Origin of the sequence: Bacteroides sp. 1_1_14 (assembly GCF_000162515.1) — a bacterium.
Lineage (GTDB): Bacteria > Bacteroidota > Bacteroidia > Bacteroidales > Bacteroidaceae > Bacteroides > Bacteroides thetaiotaomicron.
In genome coordinates, this window is the sequence record NZ_GG774707.1 from 276,141 (window position 1) to 292,250 (window position 16,110).

Sequence of the window (16,110 nt, forward strand, 5' to 3'; positions counted from 1 at the left end):
CTGTGAATAAAGAAAAAACAAGCTGTTTATTTTTCTTTCGCCAGCGTGAAGACAAATTCCAGTCCGCCGCCTTGATTATTCTTGGCAGAAATGTTTCCTCCGTGTATGATCACAGCATTCTTTACGATGGCAAGCCCTAAACCGGTTCCGCCGAGTTTGCGTGAACGCCCTTTGTCCACCCGGTAGAAACGTTCGAAAAGGCGGTTCAGATGTTCCGGAGAGACACCGATACCCGTGTCTGCGAAGCTGAAATAATAGTAATTCTCATCTTCACGGAAACAGTTGATGTTTATCTGAATATTGGTTCCGGCGTATGCGATGGCATTGTCCATCAGGTTACGGAAGATGGAGTAGAGCAGAGAGTAATTGCCTTTGATCTGGATACCCTTCTTTAGTGAATCCACGATGCTAATGTGCTTTTCTTCCAGTTCCAGAGAAACTTCATTGATGATGTTCCCTACCAGTACGCTGATGTCTACCCGTTCCATGTCTATCATGTTGGCGGCTTCGTCCATGCGGGTCAGTACGGATATGTCGCGTAGCAGCCGGCTGAGGCGATTGCTTTGTGCGTAGCACCGTTCGAGGAACGTATTTATCTTGTCACGTGAGATATTCTCGTTATTGACAATCGTTTCCAGATAACCTTGGATACTGCTTACGGGAGTTTTCAGTTCATGGGCAATGTTCTGGGTTAATTGGCGCTTCAGACGTACCTGCTCTTCTTCCTGCGTGACGTCATTGATCGAAATCTCGAAGCTGGCGTCCTGAAAGATGATACATTCCACGATAAAGGTGCGTCCGTTTTTGTTGATTGTGACGGACATACGCTTTTCGTCTTTTCCCCGCGAGCGTTGCTGCTGGTTCTTGTTGATGAAATGAATGATGTCTTTCAGTTCGCTGATGGCGAATACTTCCTCTGTCGTTTCCAGGTTAGAGTCCGAAATCAGGTTACTGTATTGAGTAAAGAGGTTGTTGACCAGAATCTCTTTTTTGTCTTTGGTGAATATGCCCAGCCCTTCATGCGAAATCTGAAGATGGGTAATCAGTTTCTCGCGTTCGATGTAGAGTGCCTCTTTCGTTTCGTGCAGACGCTTGTATATCTGGATGATGTGCTGCGAAATCTCTCCCAGCTCATTATGCGGAAAAGCGGACTGCATCGCCATCTCTATCGGTTCGTTACGGTCTGCACGCATGGCAAACTCGCGGAGCTGGCTGATAGAGGTTCCCAGTTTGTTGGTGAATTTATAGAAGATCACCATGAGCAACAGCGACACAATGACCGTAAACCATAAGTAATGCGGGTCTGCCTGCAGATTATTGATGAGGCTTACATTATATGGCAGTGCCGAGCGGATGATATAATCTCCGTAGCGGGTTGCCGAATAGAAATACGGTAGCCCGGTGGTCTCCGAGGTGCGGCGTACGTCAAAACCGGTTCCGTCTTTCAAGGCTTTCTGCACTTCGGGGCGGTTGAGATGGTTCTCCAGTTGCTGGTCGGTAGTCTGATAACTGTCATAGATCACATTTCCCTGCAAGTCGATCAGTGTGACGCGCAAGTCCTCCAATGCGTGGTCGCGGATATACTTTTCAGTCGTTTCTTCGATGGCGGGATTACTGTTCAGCCGTTCGTACAAGCGGCTGTTATAGTTCTGGAGCTGTGTGTTGAGTAACTCGACTTTATATTCTCTTTCGCGTTGATACTGGTAGGCGATGAAACAAAAGGCAAATACCAGAAACAGCGAGATCACCGAAAGGAATAACTTCCGGCTGAAAGAGAGGAAATGTTTTTGCTTGACAGGTAGATTCATACTTCTTGATTATTCGGCTTCAAAGCAGTATCCGTATCCCAGGCGGGTAACGATGCACTTGCCATATTCGCCAATTTTCTTCCGTAAACGGGTGATATTCACATCAATGGTACGATCGAGTACGTATACTTCGTCGCTCCAGATGCGCGCCAGAATGTCTTCACGGGAGAAGACGCGTCCTTTGTTCTGCACCAGCAGAAGCAGTATTTCAAATTCTTTCTTCGTCAGCTGCACTTCTTCGTCGTCTATGCTTACCTTCTTCTTGGTGATGTCGATCACGAGTGACTGGTAAGTCAGGCGTTCGGGCGCCTTTTCCGTCTCCATCGTGGCGGTACGCCTCAGTACGGCTTTCACACGGGCGATCACTTCGCGCAGGGAGAAAGGCTTGGAGATATAATCGTCCGCTCCCAGATTGAAGCCTGTTACGGTATCGTTTTCGGTATCTTTGGCTGTGATGAAGATGATGGGCACTCTGGCTGTTTTCTTGTCTTTCTTCAGCATGTTTGCCATCTTGAAACCGGAGATTTCCCCCATCATCACGTCCAGAAGAATCAGGTGGTAACTGCTGATATCCATCTTCAGAGCCTCTTCGGCGGAGTTGGCGGTATCCACTTCATAACCTTCGTTTTCAAGATTGAATTTCAGAATCTCACAGAGGTCTTCTTCATCGTCGACAACTAAAATACGGTAATCGTTCATATGATATATGTATTAATGTGATATGACAAAGTTAAGCTTTTTTTTATTTCGGGACAAAGATGAGAAGACTTTGTTACGGGCGGATGAAACAAATATTACAATCGTATTACATTCCGCTGAATGCGGGCATCGGGATGATATTTGAAAGTTTTTATGGGATATGCGAGGAAAAACCGTCTGTTATTTGTTATCTTTGTGTAGCGATAGGATAATAAATACACAGTTTGCAGATCATGATAAAAATAGACTTGAAACGATATAGACGCGAAGTGGTAGGAGGGGTGATTGTACTGCTTCTTCTCATCGGGGGAATCTCCGTCTTTAAATATACTTCTTTTAATTCCGGCTTTGAGATCGTAGACGATCTGGGAGGAAATATCTTTCCGTCGGCCATCCTGTCGGTAGCCACTACGGACGCGCAGGTGATTACTCCTTCAGATTCTACCTGTCTCGGAAATCCGAAATCGTGCATCGCCGTTCGGGTGAAGTCAAGGACTGCTTACAGCCGGGTGCGGATAGAGGTTGCCGAGACCCCTTTCTTTTCCCGTTCCGTGTCGGAATTTGTGCTGAACAAGCCGAGGACGGAATATACTATTTATCCCGATATCATCTGGAATTACGAGGCACTGAAGAATAACGCACAGGCGGAACCGGTGAGCGTAGCCGTAAAAGTGGAGATGAACGGGAAAGACTTGGGACAACGGGTACGTACGTTTTCGGTGCGTAGCGTCAATGAATGCCTGTTGGGTTATGTGGCGAACGGGACGAAGTTTTACGATACCAGTATCTTTTTTGCCGCATACGTCAACGAAGAGAATCCGATGATCGACCAGCTGCTTCGTGAAGCGCTGAATACCCGCATCGTGAATCGTTTCCTGGGCTACCAGAGCACGGCCAAAGGTGCGGTAGACAAGCAGGTGTACGCACTTTGGAACATCTTACAGAAACGTAAGTTCCGCTACAGTTCCGTATCCAATACGAGCCTTTCGAGCAATGTCGTTTTCTCGCAACGCGTCCGCACCTTTGACGATGCGCTGGAATCGTCGCAGATCAACTGTGTGGACGGCAGCGTACTGTTCGCTTCGCTCCTTCGGGCTATCAATATCGAACCGATACTGGTACGTACACCGGGGCATATGTTCGTAGGATATTACACCGACAACTCCCATAAGGACATGAACTTCCTCGAAACGACGATGATTGGTGATGTAGACCTCGACGACTTCTTCCCGGATGAACAACTGGACTCTACCATGGTCGGCAAATCGCAGAACGAAATGTCACTGCTCACTTTCGAGAAATCCAAACAGTACGCCAACAAAAAGTACAAAGACAATGAAGCAGGCATCCATTCCGGAAAGCTGAACTATATGTTTCTGGAGATTTCCAAAGAAGTACGGAGGAAAATACAGCCGATAGGAAAGTGAAATTCATTTTTAATTCGTATTTTTGCCCAAGTAATCATTTAATGAAAAAGGATGCAAGGCAAGAAATTTATCTCCCCCGGAGCGTGGTTTTCGATGAATTATCCGTCGGACTGGAACGAGTTTGAAGATGGCGAAGGCTCTTTTCTTTTCTATAACCCCGATGTATGGACGGGCAACTTTCGTATATCAGCTTTTAAAGGCAACGCCTCATACGGTAAAGATGCCATCCGTCAGGAACTGAAAGAAAACGATTCGGCTTCATTGGTGAAAATCGGTACATGGGACTGTGCCTACAGTAAAGAAATGTTTCAGGAAGAGGGCACTTATTATACTTCTCACCTGTGGATAACAGGAACCGGCAATATCGCTTTTGAATGTTCTTTCACCGTACCCAAAGGCGGAAGCACCAAGGAAGCGGAAGAGATCATCGCTACACTGGAAGCCCGCAAGGAAGGCGAGAAATATCCCGCAGAACTGATTCCTGTCCGCCTATCGGAAATCTATCAGATCAATGAAGGCTACGAGTGGGTAGTATCTACCGTCAAACAGGAACTCAAAAAAGACTTTCAGGGAGTGGAAGAGGACTTGGAGAAGATTCAGCAAGTGATAGACAGCGGTAAGATCAGCCCCAAGAAGAAAGATGAATGGCTCGCCATCGGTATAACGGTATGCGCGATTCTGACTAACGAAGTGGAAGGCATGGAGTGGAAAACCTTGATTGACGGCAATCGGGAAGTCCCCGTACTCGAATACCAAGGCCGGACCATCGACCCGATGAAAATCGCATGGAGCAAAGTTAAGGCCGGCCAACCCTGCAACATTGCCGAAGCATATCAATCGGCAATCGATCATCACTAAATCACGAACCAGCTAATCACTAAATTACGTGGCAGTACCTTATTTACAAGTAGACAACCTGACCAAGTCCTTCGGCGACTTGGTTCTTTTTGAAAATATATCTTTTGGCATTGCCGAGGGGCAACGCGTCGGATTAATCGCCAAGAACGGCAGCGGAAAAACAACCTTACTGAATATCATCGCCGGAAAAGAAGGGTATGACAGCGGAAACATCGTCTTCCGCCGTGACCTTCGTGTGGATTATCTGGAACAAGACCCGCAGTATCCCGAAGAACTGACCGTTCTCGAAGCCTGTTTCCATCACGGCAACAGCACCGTCGAACTGATTAAAGAGTACGAACGATGTATGGAAACCGAAGGGCATCCGGGACTGGAAGACCTCTTGGCACGCATGGACCAGGAGAAAGCATGGGAATATGAGCAGAAAGCCAAGCAAATTCTGTCCCAACTGAAAATCCGTAACTTTGACCAGCGGGTGAAGCAGCTTTCCGGCGGACAGCTGAAACGTGTTGCCTTAGCCAACGCCCTGATCACCGAACCGGATTTGCTGATCCTCGATGAGCCTACCAACCATCTGGACCTGGACATGACCGAATGGTTGGAAGACTACCTGCGTCGCACCAACCTGAGCCTGCTGATGGTGACGCACGACCGTTATTTCCTCGACCGTGTCTGCTCGGAGATTATCGAAATTGACAATCAGCAGATTTATCAATATAAAGGTAACTACAGCTATTATCTGGAGAAACGTCAGGAACGCATCGAGGCTAAAAGCGTGGAAATAGAACGTGCCAATAACCTCTATCGTACGGAACTCGACTGGATGCGCCGGATGCCGCAGGCACGCGGACACAAAGCCCGATACCGTGAAGATGCCTTCTATGAACTGGAGAAGGTTGCCAAGCAACGTTTCAACAATGACAACGTAAAACTGGAAGTAAAGGCCTCTTATATCGGAAGCAAGATATTTGAAGCCGATCATCTGTTCAAGAGCTACGGCGACCTGAAGATTTTGGATGATTTTTCCTATATCTTTGCCCGTTACGAGAAGATGGGAATTGTAGGAAATAACGGAACGGGTAAATCTACTTTTATCAAAATATTGATGGGACAGGTCAAACCCGACAGCGGAACGGTGGATGTGGGCGAAACTGTCCGTTTCGGCTACTACTCGCAGGACGGTCTCCAGTTCGACGAACAAATGAAGGTGATTGATGTCGTGCAGGATATAGCCGAAGTGATCGAACTGGGGAATGGAAAGAAGCTGACGGCTTCGCAATTCCTGCAGCATTTCCTGTTTACTCCCGAAACGCAGCATAGCTATGTCTATAAACTGAGTGGGGGAGAGCGCCGCCGCCTTTACCTGTGCACGGTGCTGATGCGTAATCCCAACTTCCTCGTGCTCGATGAGCCTACCAACGACCTGGACATCATCACTCTGAATGTGCTCGAAGAGTATCTGCAGAACTTCAAGGGCTGTGTCATAGTCGTTTCCCACGACCGCTACTTTATGGATAAGGTAGTAGACCATCTGATGGTATTCAACGGACAGGGAGATATCCGTGACTTCCCCGGAAACTATAGCGATTACCGTGACTGGAAAGAAGCCAAGGCACAGAAAGAAAAGGAAGCGGAAAAGCCGCAGGAAGAGAAGACCGCCCGTGTCCGTCTGAACGATAAGCGGAAAATGAGCTTCAAGGAAAAGCGTGAGTTCGAACAACTGGAAAAAGAAATAGCGGAACTGGAAGCGGAGAAGGCACAGATTGAAGAACTGCTTTGCAGCGGAACGCTTTCTGTAGACGAACTGACTGAAAAGTCGAAACGTCTGCCCGAAGTGAATGATCTGATTGACGAAAAGACCATGCGCTGGCTGGAACTGAGCGAGATAGAAGGCTGACATGAATCTGAACGGAAAGAAACTGTAATAACTGAAACAACCTGATAATAACCGAAATAACATAGACCGATATGACAAACCTGACCAATTACCATAGTCACTGCTTATATTGTGACGGACGAGCTAATATGGAAGATTTTATCCGTTTTGCCATTAGTGAAGGCTTTTCTTCTTATGGTATTTCTTCTCACGCTCCTCTGCCATTTTCTACAGCATGGACGATGGAGTGGGACCGGATGGATGATTACCTTTCCGAATTTTCTCATCTGAAGGAGAAATATGCCGATAAAATAGAGCTTGCCATCGGACTCGAAATAGACTATCTGAATGAAGAGAGCCATCCCGCTATCCCTCGTTTTCAGGAATTGCCGCTCGATTATCGGATTGGTTCTGTGCATATGCTCTATTCTCCGCAGGGCAAAGTCGTGGATATCGATACCCCTGCCGATATATTCCGTCAATTGATAGATGCGCATTTTGAAGGTGATCTCGATTACGTTGTCCACCTTTATTATAAGAATCTGCTCCGTATGGTCGAGCTGGGAGGTTTTGATATCCTTGGTCATGCAGATAAGATGCACTATAATGCCTCTTGCTATCGTCCGGGATTATTGGACGAACCGTGGTATGATGCGTTGGTTCGCGATTATTTTGCAGAAATAGCCCGTCATGGATATATCGTTGAAATTAATACCAAGTCTTATCATGATTTGGGAACTTTCTATCCGAACGAACGCTATTTCCCTTTATTGAAAGAATTGGGTATTCGGGTACAGGTGAATAGTGATGCCCATTATCCGGAACGGATTAATAACAGTCGTGCCGAAGCATTGGCAGCCTTGAAGAAAGTCGGCTTTGACACAGTAGTGGAGTGGCACGGCGGACAGTGGAAAGATATGCCTCTGTTACAATAAAACAGAGCTTCTGTTTATAATAAATGCAGGCTCCGTCAACTGCTGACAGAGCCTGCATTTATCTATAACAGAGCCTCTGTTTCGATCCCCTATTCCGTCCTTTTGCAGGCATTCGATAACAGGAACTCATTCAAAGCTTCTTCATAATTCCCATGAATCATAATATGATGATTGCCTAGCGGGTTTTTCAGGAAATAATCCGCCGGAGTATTCATGCGGATACGCACCTGCGTGCGGCACATATTGATATAATTCGTATTCTCGGTTAGAGTTCCGGTAGACAGGTAATACTCATCCAGACATTCGCCTCCGCATTTTACGATAGTCACGTCACCAGTCGGGAGCAGTCCTTGAATGGCGATACCTTTCTCTGTCTCAAAATGATTGCGGATAATATATCTTTCCGTCTGTTTGAGTCCTATAGTGCAATGTGCCAGTATTAATTCATTGGTTCGCGTATTGATGGTGGATGGATTTGCCATGAATCCTTCTTTTCCTGTCAGCGCCTTAACTGCCAGAAGAGTGAAGATAGACTGGAGATCTCCCTCACAGCCTGCCATGATACCGTCATCATTCAGCAATGACAATGCCAGACAGCCGGTCGTATCAATTTGATCGATCAGTTTGAAGCAGCTTAATGTCAGCGCTTCCAGCTTCTCTTCTTCGCAAATTCTCTTGATGGCCCTGTATAATCGCATTGCTTTGATTAAATCCTCGGGAGTTCCCTCGCGGCAGGCAAGCGCCTGCGAAGCAACGGCGGCGCAGGACGCGCCTACCTGATCATCTGTGATTTGTTTAAAATGTTCATAAACCCTTTCCAGCGGAATATCTATATATTCGATTCCCCAACGGCGTTTTGCCAGAAGATAATCCACATTGCTGGCAACCAGCCACGAAGAAGGAGTACCGATGACTCCGATACGCTTGCCGAACAAAGAACGCTGCGCGCGGAAATTATTATATAGTATATGTACACGTTGAATAATAGACGGTAATTCTCCATGAAGAATTTCACTCTTCATTCCCCTTCCACGGAGCCATGTAGATATTTCCAATGCCGCAGCAAGTGAGTTCTGCATGCCATCGGCCAATAAAATGGCGGGGCGGGGAAGACGTTCGAAGTGCTGGATGACCAGTCTTTCCACACCTCCGGTAGCGATAAAAATGATTTTGAAATCATCACTGCCCAACTTATCCATATCTTGATAATCGATGAGTTTGACAGTGTAATATTTTTCAAGTTCACTCAGAATTGCTTCGTGCGAATTGCGCAGCGAGGCTTGTTTGTGAAGTATTGAAGCAAATGAGATAAGGTGTATGGTCATTATGATATTGTTTTAAGTTTTCCGTATTACAAATGTATAGCTTTCTTTTCATTTTTCCACTACGTTTTTACCCTTGATAAGGATTTTAAAGTTTTTATGTCTCTGTATTCAAATTATTGCGTACATTTGCAGTTCCAAATTAAAAAAGTAAATAGTAATTAGTAATTTGTAGTTAAAATTATGCCAACCATATCCATTCGCGGAAACGAGATGCCTGCATCTCCTATCAGAAAACTGGCTCCTTTGGCAGACGCTGCCAAGCAACGGGGAGTCCATGTGTTTCACCTGAATATCGGACAGCCTGACCTGCCCACTCCTCAGGCCGCGATTGACGCGATACGCAACATCGACCGTAAAGTGCTGGAATATAGCCCCAGTGCCGGAAACAGAAGCTATCGCGAGAAACTTGTGGGATATTATGCAAAGTTCAACATCAATCTGACGGCTGACGATATAATCATTACATCGGGAGGTTCGGAAGCGGTACTTTTTTCCTTCCTTTCCTGCCTGAATCCGGGAGATGAAATCATTGTTCCGGAACCTGCATACGCCAACTACATGGCATTTGCCATCTCTGCCGGAGCAAAGATCCGTACGATTGCAACGACCATTGAAGAAGGTTTCTCCCTGCCGAAAGTAGAGAAATTCGAAGAACTGATCAATGAACGTACCAAGGCTATCCTGATTTGTAATCCGAACAACCCGACCGGTTATCTGTATACACGTCGGGAAATGAATCAGATCCGTGACCTGGTGAAGAAGTACGACCTCTTCCTCTTCTCTGACGAAGTATATCGTGAATTTATTTATACCGGCTCTCCTTATATCTCTGCCTGTCATCTGGAAGGTATCGAGAATAATGTAGTGCTGATCGATTCAGTTTCCAAGCGTTATTCGGAGTGCGGAATCCGTATCGGTGCATTGATTACCAAGAACAAAGAGATACGTGACGCTGTTATGAAATTCTGTCAGGCTCGTCTGAGTCCTCCTTTGATCGGACAGATTGCCGCCGAGGCTTCTTTGGATGCTCCGGAGGAATATTCGCGTGAGACGTATGATGAATACGTAGAACGGCGTAAATGCTTAATTGATGGATTGAACCGTATTCCGGGCGTTTATTCTCCGATTCCGATGGGGGCTTTCTATACCGTAGCCAAACTCCCCGTAGACGACTCGGACAAGTTCTGTGCATGGTGTCTTTCTGACTTTGAATACGAAGGCCAGACCGTATTTATGGCACCGGCTTCCGGTTTCTATACTACTCCGGGCTCCGGCATCAATGAAGTGCGTATCGCCTACGTATTGAAGAAAGAAGATTTGACCCGTGCGCTTTTCATCCTGCAAAAGGCGTTGGAGGCGTATCCGGGAAGAACGGAATAGGTATTAAGTAATAAGTATTAAGTAATAGGTAATAACCGTAGACGCTGATTGGCGTATGATGTATTATAAGGTTGATAATTATATCATAAGGTGATGTCTTAATGCTTAATATAATACTTAATCCCTAATCCCTGATCTCTAAATAAGCTACGGCTATTACTTATTACCTAATACTTAATACCTATTAAAGAATTGTCGTTATCTCTTTTTATAGCCCGTCGTATTTATCGCGAGAGCGATGGTGGAAAACAGGTTTCACGTCCTGCGGTCCTCATTGCTATGGCTGGTATTGCCATAGGGTTGGCTGTTATGATTATTGCGGTGGCGGTAGTCATAGGGTTTAAAAGTGAGGTAAGGAATAAAGTCATCGGGTTCGGGTCGCACATTCAGATAGCGAATCTGGATGCAGTCAATTCTTATGAGACTCATCCGATTGCGGTGGGGGACAGTATGATGACTGCTCTTTCCGGTTATCCCCAAGTAAGCCATGTGCAACGTTATTCTACCAAGCCGGGGATGATAAAAACGGATGATGCTTTTCAGGGAATGGTACTGAAAGGTGTCGGACCGGAGTTTGATCCGAGTTTTATGCAGGAGTATCTGGTGGAAGGGGAGATTCCTGCGTTCAGCGATTCGGCTTCGAGTAATCAGGTACTTATCTCCAAGGCGCTGGCTACCAAAATGAAGCTGAAGCTGGGAGATAAGATATATACCTATTATATTCAGGATAATATCCGTGCCCGGCGCTTGACGATTGCAGGCATTTATCAGACCAATTTCTCGGAGTATGATAATCTGTTTCTGCTGACTGACCTTTATTTGGTGAACCGTCTGAATGGCTGGGAACCGGAGCAGGTGAGCGGAGTGGAGCTGCAGGTGCGCGACTATGATAAACTGGAAGATATCACTTACGAGATAGCTGTTGATACGGATAGCCAGCGCGATAAGTTTGGAGGCGTGTATTATGTACGCAATATAGAGCAACTGAATCCCCAGATATTTGAATGGCTCAATCTGCTTGATCTGAATGTATGGGTAATCCTTTTCCTGATGATAGGAGTTGCCGGCTTTACCATGATTTCCGGTTTGCTGATTATTATCATAGAACGCACCAATATGATCGGAATACTGAAAGCGCTGGGAGCCGATAATTTTACGATTCGCAAGACTTTCCTTTGGTTTGCCGTCTTTCTCATCGGCAAGGGGATGCTTTGGGGCAATGCGATTGGACTGGCATTCTGTTTTATCCAGTCCCAATTCGGAATATTTAAGCTCGATCCGGAGAATTATTATGTTGATACGGTATCGGTTTCTTTCAATGTCTGGTTCTTCCTTTTGATCAATGCAGGTACGTTGCTAGCATCGGTTCTGATGCTGATCGGACCTTCTTACTTGATAACGAAGATCAATCCTGCAAGCTCCATGCGGTACGAGTAATCTTCTCTTTTTCTTTTCTTTTTTTGCTGCAAAAATAATTTAGACCGTAGCGTGATGTAGAGTGAATAATATGTCTATATTTGCGCCCGATTTACTTAATATCCTCTTGTAGGTTTAATTTTTAACCATTATGAATAATGTGTTAATTCTGTTGGATAATCCGGATGACTGGAAGCCGTATTGTGAGACGAAAAGTATCCTGACTGTTTCCGACTATCTGAAGAACAAGCCGGTTGAAAAAGACCGGAAGTTAGTTATTAATCTTAGCAATGATTACAGCTATAACTCCGAAGGGTATTACTGTTCGTTGCTTGCCCAGACGAGAGGACAACGGGTGATTCCCGATGTTGACATCATCAACAAACTGGAGACGGGGACAGGAATCCGCATGGACCGAAGTCTGCAGGCGTTGTGTTATCAATGGATTCAGAAGAACGGGGTCAAAAGTGATATCTGGTATCTGAATATCTATTTCGGGAAATGCCGTGAGAAAGGGCTGGAAAGAGTGGCCCGCTTCATTTTCGAGAACTATCCCTGCCCTTTGTTGAGAGTCGCTCTGAACACTCATCCCAAGAATCAGATTGAAAGTATTCAGTTCTTGCCTTTGAACCGGTTGGATGATGAGGAACAGGACTTCTTTGCTAATACGCTGGATAACTTTAATAAGAAAATATGGCGTGCGCCTAAGTCGGCAAAAGCTCCCAGATATAGCTTGGCGGTACTGATTGATCCGAAAGAGAAATTTCCGCCCAGCAACAAAGGCGCTTTGCATAAACTCTCCGAAGTGGCCAAGAAGATGAATATCCACGTCGAAATGATTACAGAGGATGATGCCATGCGTCTGTTGGAATTTGATGCGCTGTTTATCCGGACAACGACATCGCTGAATCATTATACATTCCATTTGTCACAGTTGGCCGCCCAGAATGGGATGGTCGTCATTGATGATCCGTTGTCTATCATTCGGTGTACCAATAAGGTTTATCTGAAAGAACTTTTTGAGAAAGAAAGGATTCCGGCACCGAAGTCTACGTTGATTTTTCAGTCCAATGAGAACTCGTTCGAGCAGATCAGTGAGCAGGTTGGTGCTCCTTTCATCCTGAAGATACCGGACGGTTCCTATTCCATTGGCATGAAAAAGGTGTCCAATGAAGAAGAACTGAAAACAAGTCTTGAACTTCTTTTCGAGAAGTCGGCTATCTTGTTGGCGCAGGCATTTACGCCTACGGAGTTTGACTGGCGTGTCGGTCTGCTGAACGGAGTACCTTTGTATGCCTGCAAGTATTATATGGCAAAAGGTCATTGGCAGATTTACTGCCATTATGATTCGGGCAGGAGCCGCTGCGGATTGGTGGATACGATTCCTATCTATCAGGTGCCGCGTGTGGTACTGGATACGGCGATAAAGGCTGCCAATCTCATCGGGAAAGGCTTGTATGGAGTGGATTTGAAAATGGTCGATGATAAGGCTTACGTGATCGAAATCAACGATAATCCGAGTATCGACCATGAACTGGAAGATGCGATTATCGGTGACGAAATGTATTACCGTCTGTTGAATCACTTTGAGCAGGCGCTGGAAATGAAACATTATTAATGATGGAACCAACGATACACCTCCGTCAGGCAAAAGTGGGAGACATTCCTGCCATTCTGGAGATAGAGCAGGAATGTTTTCAGGAAGATAGTTTTTCGAGAGAACAGTTTGTTTATCTGATCTGCCGTTCAAAGGGCACCTTTTATGTGGTGGTGGAACAGGAGCGGATAATCGCCTATGTCTCATTATTGTTTCATGCGGGAACCCGTTATCTGCGGATATATTCGATAGCCGTCCATCCGGACTGCAGAGGAAGGAAGCTGGGACAGTTGCTCATGGAGCGGACGATTGAGACAGCTCTTGACTGTAGGGCGGTAAAGATTACGCTCGAAGTAAAAGAGTCGAATACGCCTGCCATCAAGCTATATATGAAAAATGGCTTTATTCCCGTGGGAGTAAAGCCAAACTATTATCATGATGGTTCGGATGCGATTTATATGCAGCGGCACATGTAATCAGCAGTTGCCTATCTTCTCATAAAGTCCCCTTTCCTGCGTAAGGAGCGGTAAAGTTTGAATTTGAGCGACTGGATGGGCTGGAGGATATCGAAAACCGGCAGGGAGAAATAATATTTCCTGTCTCCGCCCATTTCTTTGGCTGTCCGATTAATGATGATTGCCTGTATGGTATAGCGGAACAGCCAGATCAGTAATGCAATTCCGGCAGCCAGCCAATGGTTGTTGAGGATGCCGAATACAAGACCCGCGATGCAGGCAGCGTAAAACAGCAGACGGGAGAAAGTCTCGAATCCTAACAAATAGCGCTGTGCACCGTGATAAAAGCGTGCGGTTGCCATATAGCTTATCTTTTCTTCTTTCCATTCTTTGTAGCTGTATACCGGTTGTATCCGCATAGTTGCATTGATATCCGTTTCTACACGTGTGTTGGATGGGGTGGCTATCTGGTTGATGAATAAATCATCTTCCCCGCGTTGCAGGTTCAGATAAGTGGAATAGCCTTTTCTCTGGAAGAATAATTCTTTCCGGTAAGCCATATTGCGGCCGATGCCCATGTATGGCTTTCCTGCCAATGCAAAGCATAAATAACGCAGAGACTGGAATAACGTGTCAAAGGCTACCCGTTTATGCAGCCATCCTTTGGTCCGGTCGTAACCGCTGTATCCCAGTACTATCTGAGTCTGTGAAGTGAAGTTACGTGCCATTAGTCTGAGCCAGTCTTTGCTTGCAGGCATACAGTTTGTTTCTGTAAATACCAGCCAGTCGTGTTTGCTGGCCTTGATGCCCAATGTCAGGGCAAGTTTCTTATGACTGATGTAGCGTGCGCTGTCGGGAGTGAAGCTGTGGTAGAGGTGAGGATATTTCTCTTCCATAAATCCCAGTACATCCTCTGTCTCATCCGTAGAAGCATCGTTGATAACAATCACTTCGAACTGCGGATAGTCTTGTTCGAGAATGGCAGGTAAGATTTTACGTAGGTTATCAGCTTCGTTGCGTGCACAAAGAATCACGGAAAGCGGAGGCATCTCTTGTGTGAAGTGCACTGCTTCTTTGCGTACAGCCTTATTGTGGGCATGTATCCGATTGTACAAGCCGAAATAATAAATGAGCTGAATGATAAAAAGAATACCTGCCGCCGATAAAAGAATCAGTTCGACAGTATTGAATGTAAATGCTTCCATTGGATATAAGTGTCGTTTTTACGACTGCAAAAGTACGCATTTTTTTGGTAGCTCCGTCATCTCGCAGGAAGGTTATTTCGTAAATCCAGATATTCTTTCTTGAACATGTCGACGAATAGAAAGAATAATGAAAGCAGCAACGGACCGAAGATGACTCCCATAAATCCGAACAACGGCAAACCGATAACGACTCCGAATATCGTAATCAGCGGATGGGTATCCGCCATTTTCTTCTGCAGGATGAATCGGATCAGGTTGTCCGACTGAGATATGACTATTCCACCGTATGCGGCGAGTCCGATAGCGTTGAACCAGTCTCCGGTTACGGCAAGATAGGCAGCTACGGGAAACCATATCAAGGCAGTTCCTACCATTGGAATGATGGTGGCGAAGCAGGTCAGGAATCCCAATACCAGGACATTGGGTGCTCCGAAGATAAGATACCCTATCATGGCGACCCCTCCTTGAATAATGGCTAACAGAGGTATGCCGATGGCATTGGAACGTACAATCATATTGATTTCGTGAATTACTTCCTGTGTATTCGCTTCATTGAACGGGAGAATGTCATTCACATAAGCTTCCATCTTTTTCCTCCTATCAGCATAAAGTATAGTACGAATACCATGACAAACAGATTGATGGCAAGGCTGCTGATGCTTTCCATTATGATTTGTCCGATGCGGGGTAGGATGGAGACAATGAATGACAAGGTATCTTTTCCCAGCACATCATAACCCGTTTTTCTTTGATAAACTCTGCCACCTGCTGCATCGGGGCAATGAATGTTTGCGGGTCCAGATTGATGTCCTGAAGTTGGTTTACCAGTAGCCAGATTGTCAGTCCGAGCGGAACCAAAAATACCATAACCGTCTCTGCCGTAATCAGCAATGCGGCAACACTGCGTTTCAGTTTCCACTTTTCTGTCAGGTGCGTCATTTGTGTGCGTACCAAAATATAAATAGTGAGTGCTCCCAGCAATCCTCCCAAAAAAGGAGTGATCTGACGGAAGATGATGATTCCCATAAATAGTATGATGACGATGAGGGAATATTTCCAGTATTGTTCTTTGATGCTCATATTATGTATTTAGATATTCTGCTTTATAAACAAAAGAACAGTGGAAAAA

The 16,110-nt window shown here is 45.7% G+C and carries 12 protein-coding genes and 1 pseudogene; 8 read left to right on the forward strand and 5 right to left on the reverse strand.

Features of this window, described 5'->3' with window-relative positions; translation table 11 throughout:
• Positions 1–26: 26 nt before the first annotated feature.
• Both HMPREF9007_RS09020 and HMPREF9007_RS09015 read right to left on the reverse strand, forming a co-directional pair.
• Positions 27–1,808: an ATP-binding protein gene (locus HMPREF9007_RS09020; protein WP_008762293.1), complete on the reverse strand. Its 1,782-nt coding sequence runs from the start codon at positions 1,806–1,808 to the stop codon at positions 27–29.
• A gap of 9 nt (positions 1,809–1,817) precedes the next feature.
• Positions 1,818–2,507, reverse strand: a complete 690-nt coding sequence (locus HMPREF9007_RS09015) for a response regulator transcription factor (RefSeq protein ID WP_008762294.1) — start codon at positions 2,505–2,507, stop codon at positions 1,818–1,820.
• Between the two features lie 233 nt (positions 2,508–2,740).
• On the opposite strand from HMPREF9007_RS09015, the gene HMPREF9007_RS09010 reads away from it, so the two are divergent.
• From HMPREF9007_RS09010 to HMPREF9007_RS08995, 4 genes are all read left to right on the forward strand, one after another.
• Complete coding sequence (locus HMPREF9007_RS09010; protein ID WP_008762295.1) at positions 2,741–3,934, forward strand: hypothetical protein; 1,194 nt, start codon at positions 2,741–2,743, stop codon at positions 3,932–3,934.
• A gap of 51 nt (positions 3,935–3,985) precedes the next feature.
• Positions 3,986–4,792: a DUF3805 domain-containing protein gene (locus tag HMPREF9007_RS09005; protein ID WP_008762296.1), complete on the forward strand. Its 807-nt coding sequence runs from the start codon at positions 3,986–3,988 to the stop codon at positions 4,790–4,792.
• 28 nt (positions 4,793–4,820) lie between these two features.
• A complete protein-coding gene (locus tag HMPREF9007_RS09000) occupies positions 4,821–6,689 on the forward strand; it encodes an ABC-F family ATP-binding cassette domain-containing protein (protein WP_008762297.1) in 1,869 nt (622 codons plus the stop codon).
• 71 nt (positions 6,690–6,760) lie between these two features.
• The gene (locus HMPREF9007_RS08995) at positions 6,761–7,603 is read left to right on the forward strand and encodes a histidinol-phosphatase (protein WP_032850532.1); all 843 of its coding nucleotides are present in this window, start codon (positions 6,761–6,763) and stop codon (positions 7,601–7,603) included.
• A gap of 89 nt (positions 7,604–7,692) precedes the next feature.
• On the opposite strand, the gene HMPREF9007_RS08990 is transcribed toward HMPREF9007_RS08995, so the two are convergent.
• On the reverse strand, positions 7,693–8,928 hold the full coding sequence (locus HMPREF9007_RS08990) for a fucose isomerase (RefSeq protein WP_008762299.1): 1,236 nt from the start codon (positions 8,926–8,928) through the stop codon (positions 7,693–7,695).
• 180 nt (positions 8,929–9,108) lie between these two features.
• Between HMPREF9007_RS08990 and HMPREF9007_RS08985 the strand changes: the two genes are divergently transcribed.
• From HMPREF9007_RS08985 to rimI, 4 genes are all read left to right on the forward strand, one after another.
• A complete protein-coding gene (locus HMPREF9007_RS08985) occupies positions 9,109–10,308 on the forward strand; it encodes a pyridoxal phosphate-dependent aminotransferase (RefSeq protein WP_008762300.1) in 1,200 nt (399 codons plus the stop codon).
• A gap of 192 nt (positions 10,309–10,500) precedes the next feature.
• On the forward strand, positions 10,501–11,745 hold the full coding sequence (locus HMPREF9007_RS08980; RefSeq protein ID WP_008762301.1) for an ABC transporter permease: 1,245 nt from the start codon (positions 10,501–10,503) through the stop codon (positions 11,743–11,745).
• Positions 11,746–11,875: 130 nt separating this feature from the next.
• On the forward strand, positions 11,876–13,342 hold the full coding sequence (locus tag HMPREF9007_RS08975) for a RimK family protein (RefSeq protein ID WP_008762302.1): 1,467 nt from the start codon (positions 11,876–11,878) through the stop codon (positions 13,340–13,342).
• The gene (gene rimI / locus HMPREF9007_RS08970) at positions 13,342–13,797 is read left to right on the forward strand and encodes a ribosomal protein S18-alanine N-acetyltransferase (RefSeq protein WP_008762303.1); all 456 of its coding nucleotides are present in this window, start codon (positions 13,342–13,344) and stop codon (positions 13,795–13,797) included. Before HMPREF9007_RS08975 ends, rimI begins: the two co-directional genes overlap by 1 nt.
• A gap of 11 nt (positions 13,798–13,808) precedes the next feature.
• Here the strand turns inward: rimI and HMPREF9007_RS08965 are convergent, their stop codons facing one another.
• Both HMPREF9007_RS08965 and HMPREF9007_RS08960 read right to left on the reverse strand, forming a co-directional pair.
• Complete coding sequence (locus HMPREF9007_RS08965; protein WP_008762304.1) at positions 13,809–14,981, reverse strand: glycosyltransferase; 1,173 nt, start codon at positions 14,979–14,981, stop codon at positions 13,809–13,811.
• A gap of 56 nt (positions 14,982–15,037) precedes the next feature.
• Positions 15,038–16,061: pseudogene (locus HMPREF9007_RS08960) on the reverse strand (AI-2E family transporter).
• Positions 16,062–16,110 lie beyond the last annotated feature (49 nt).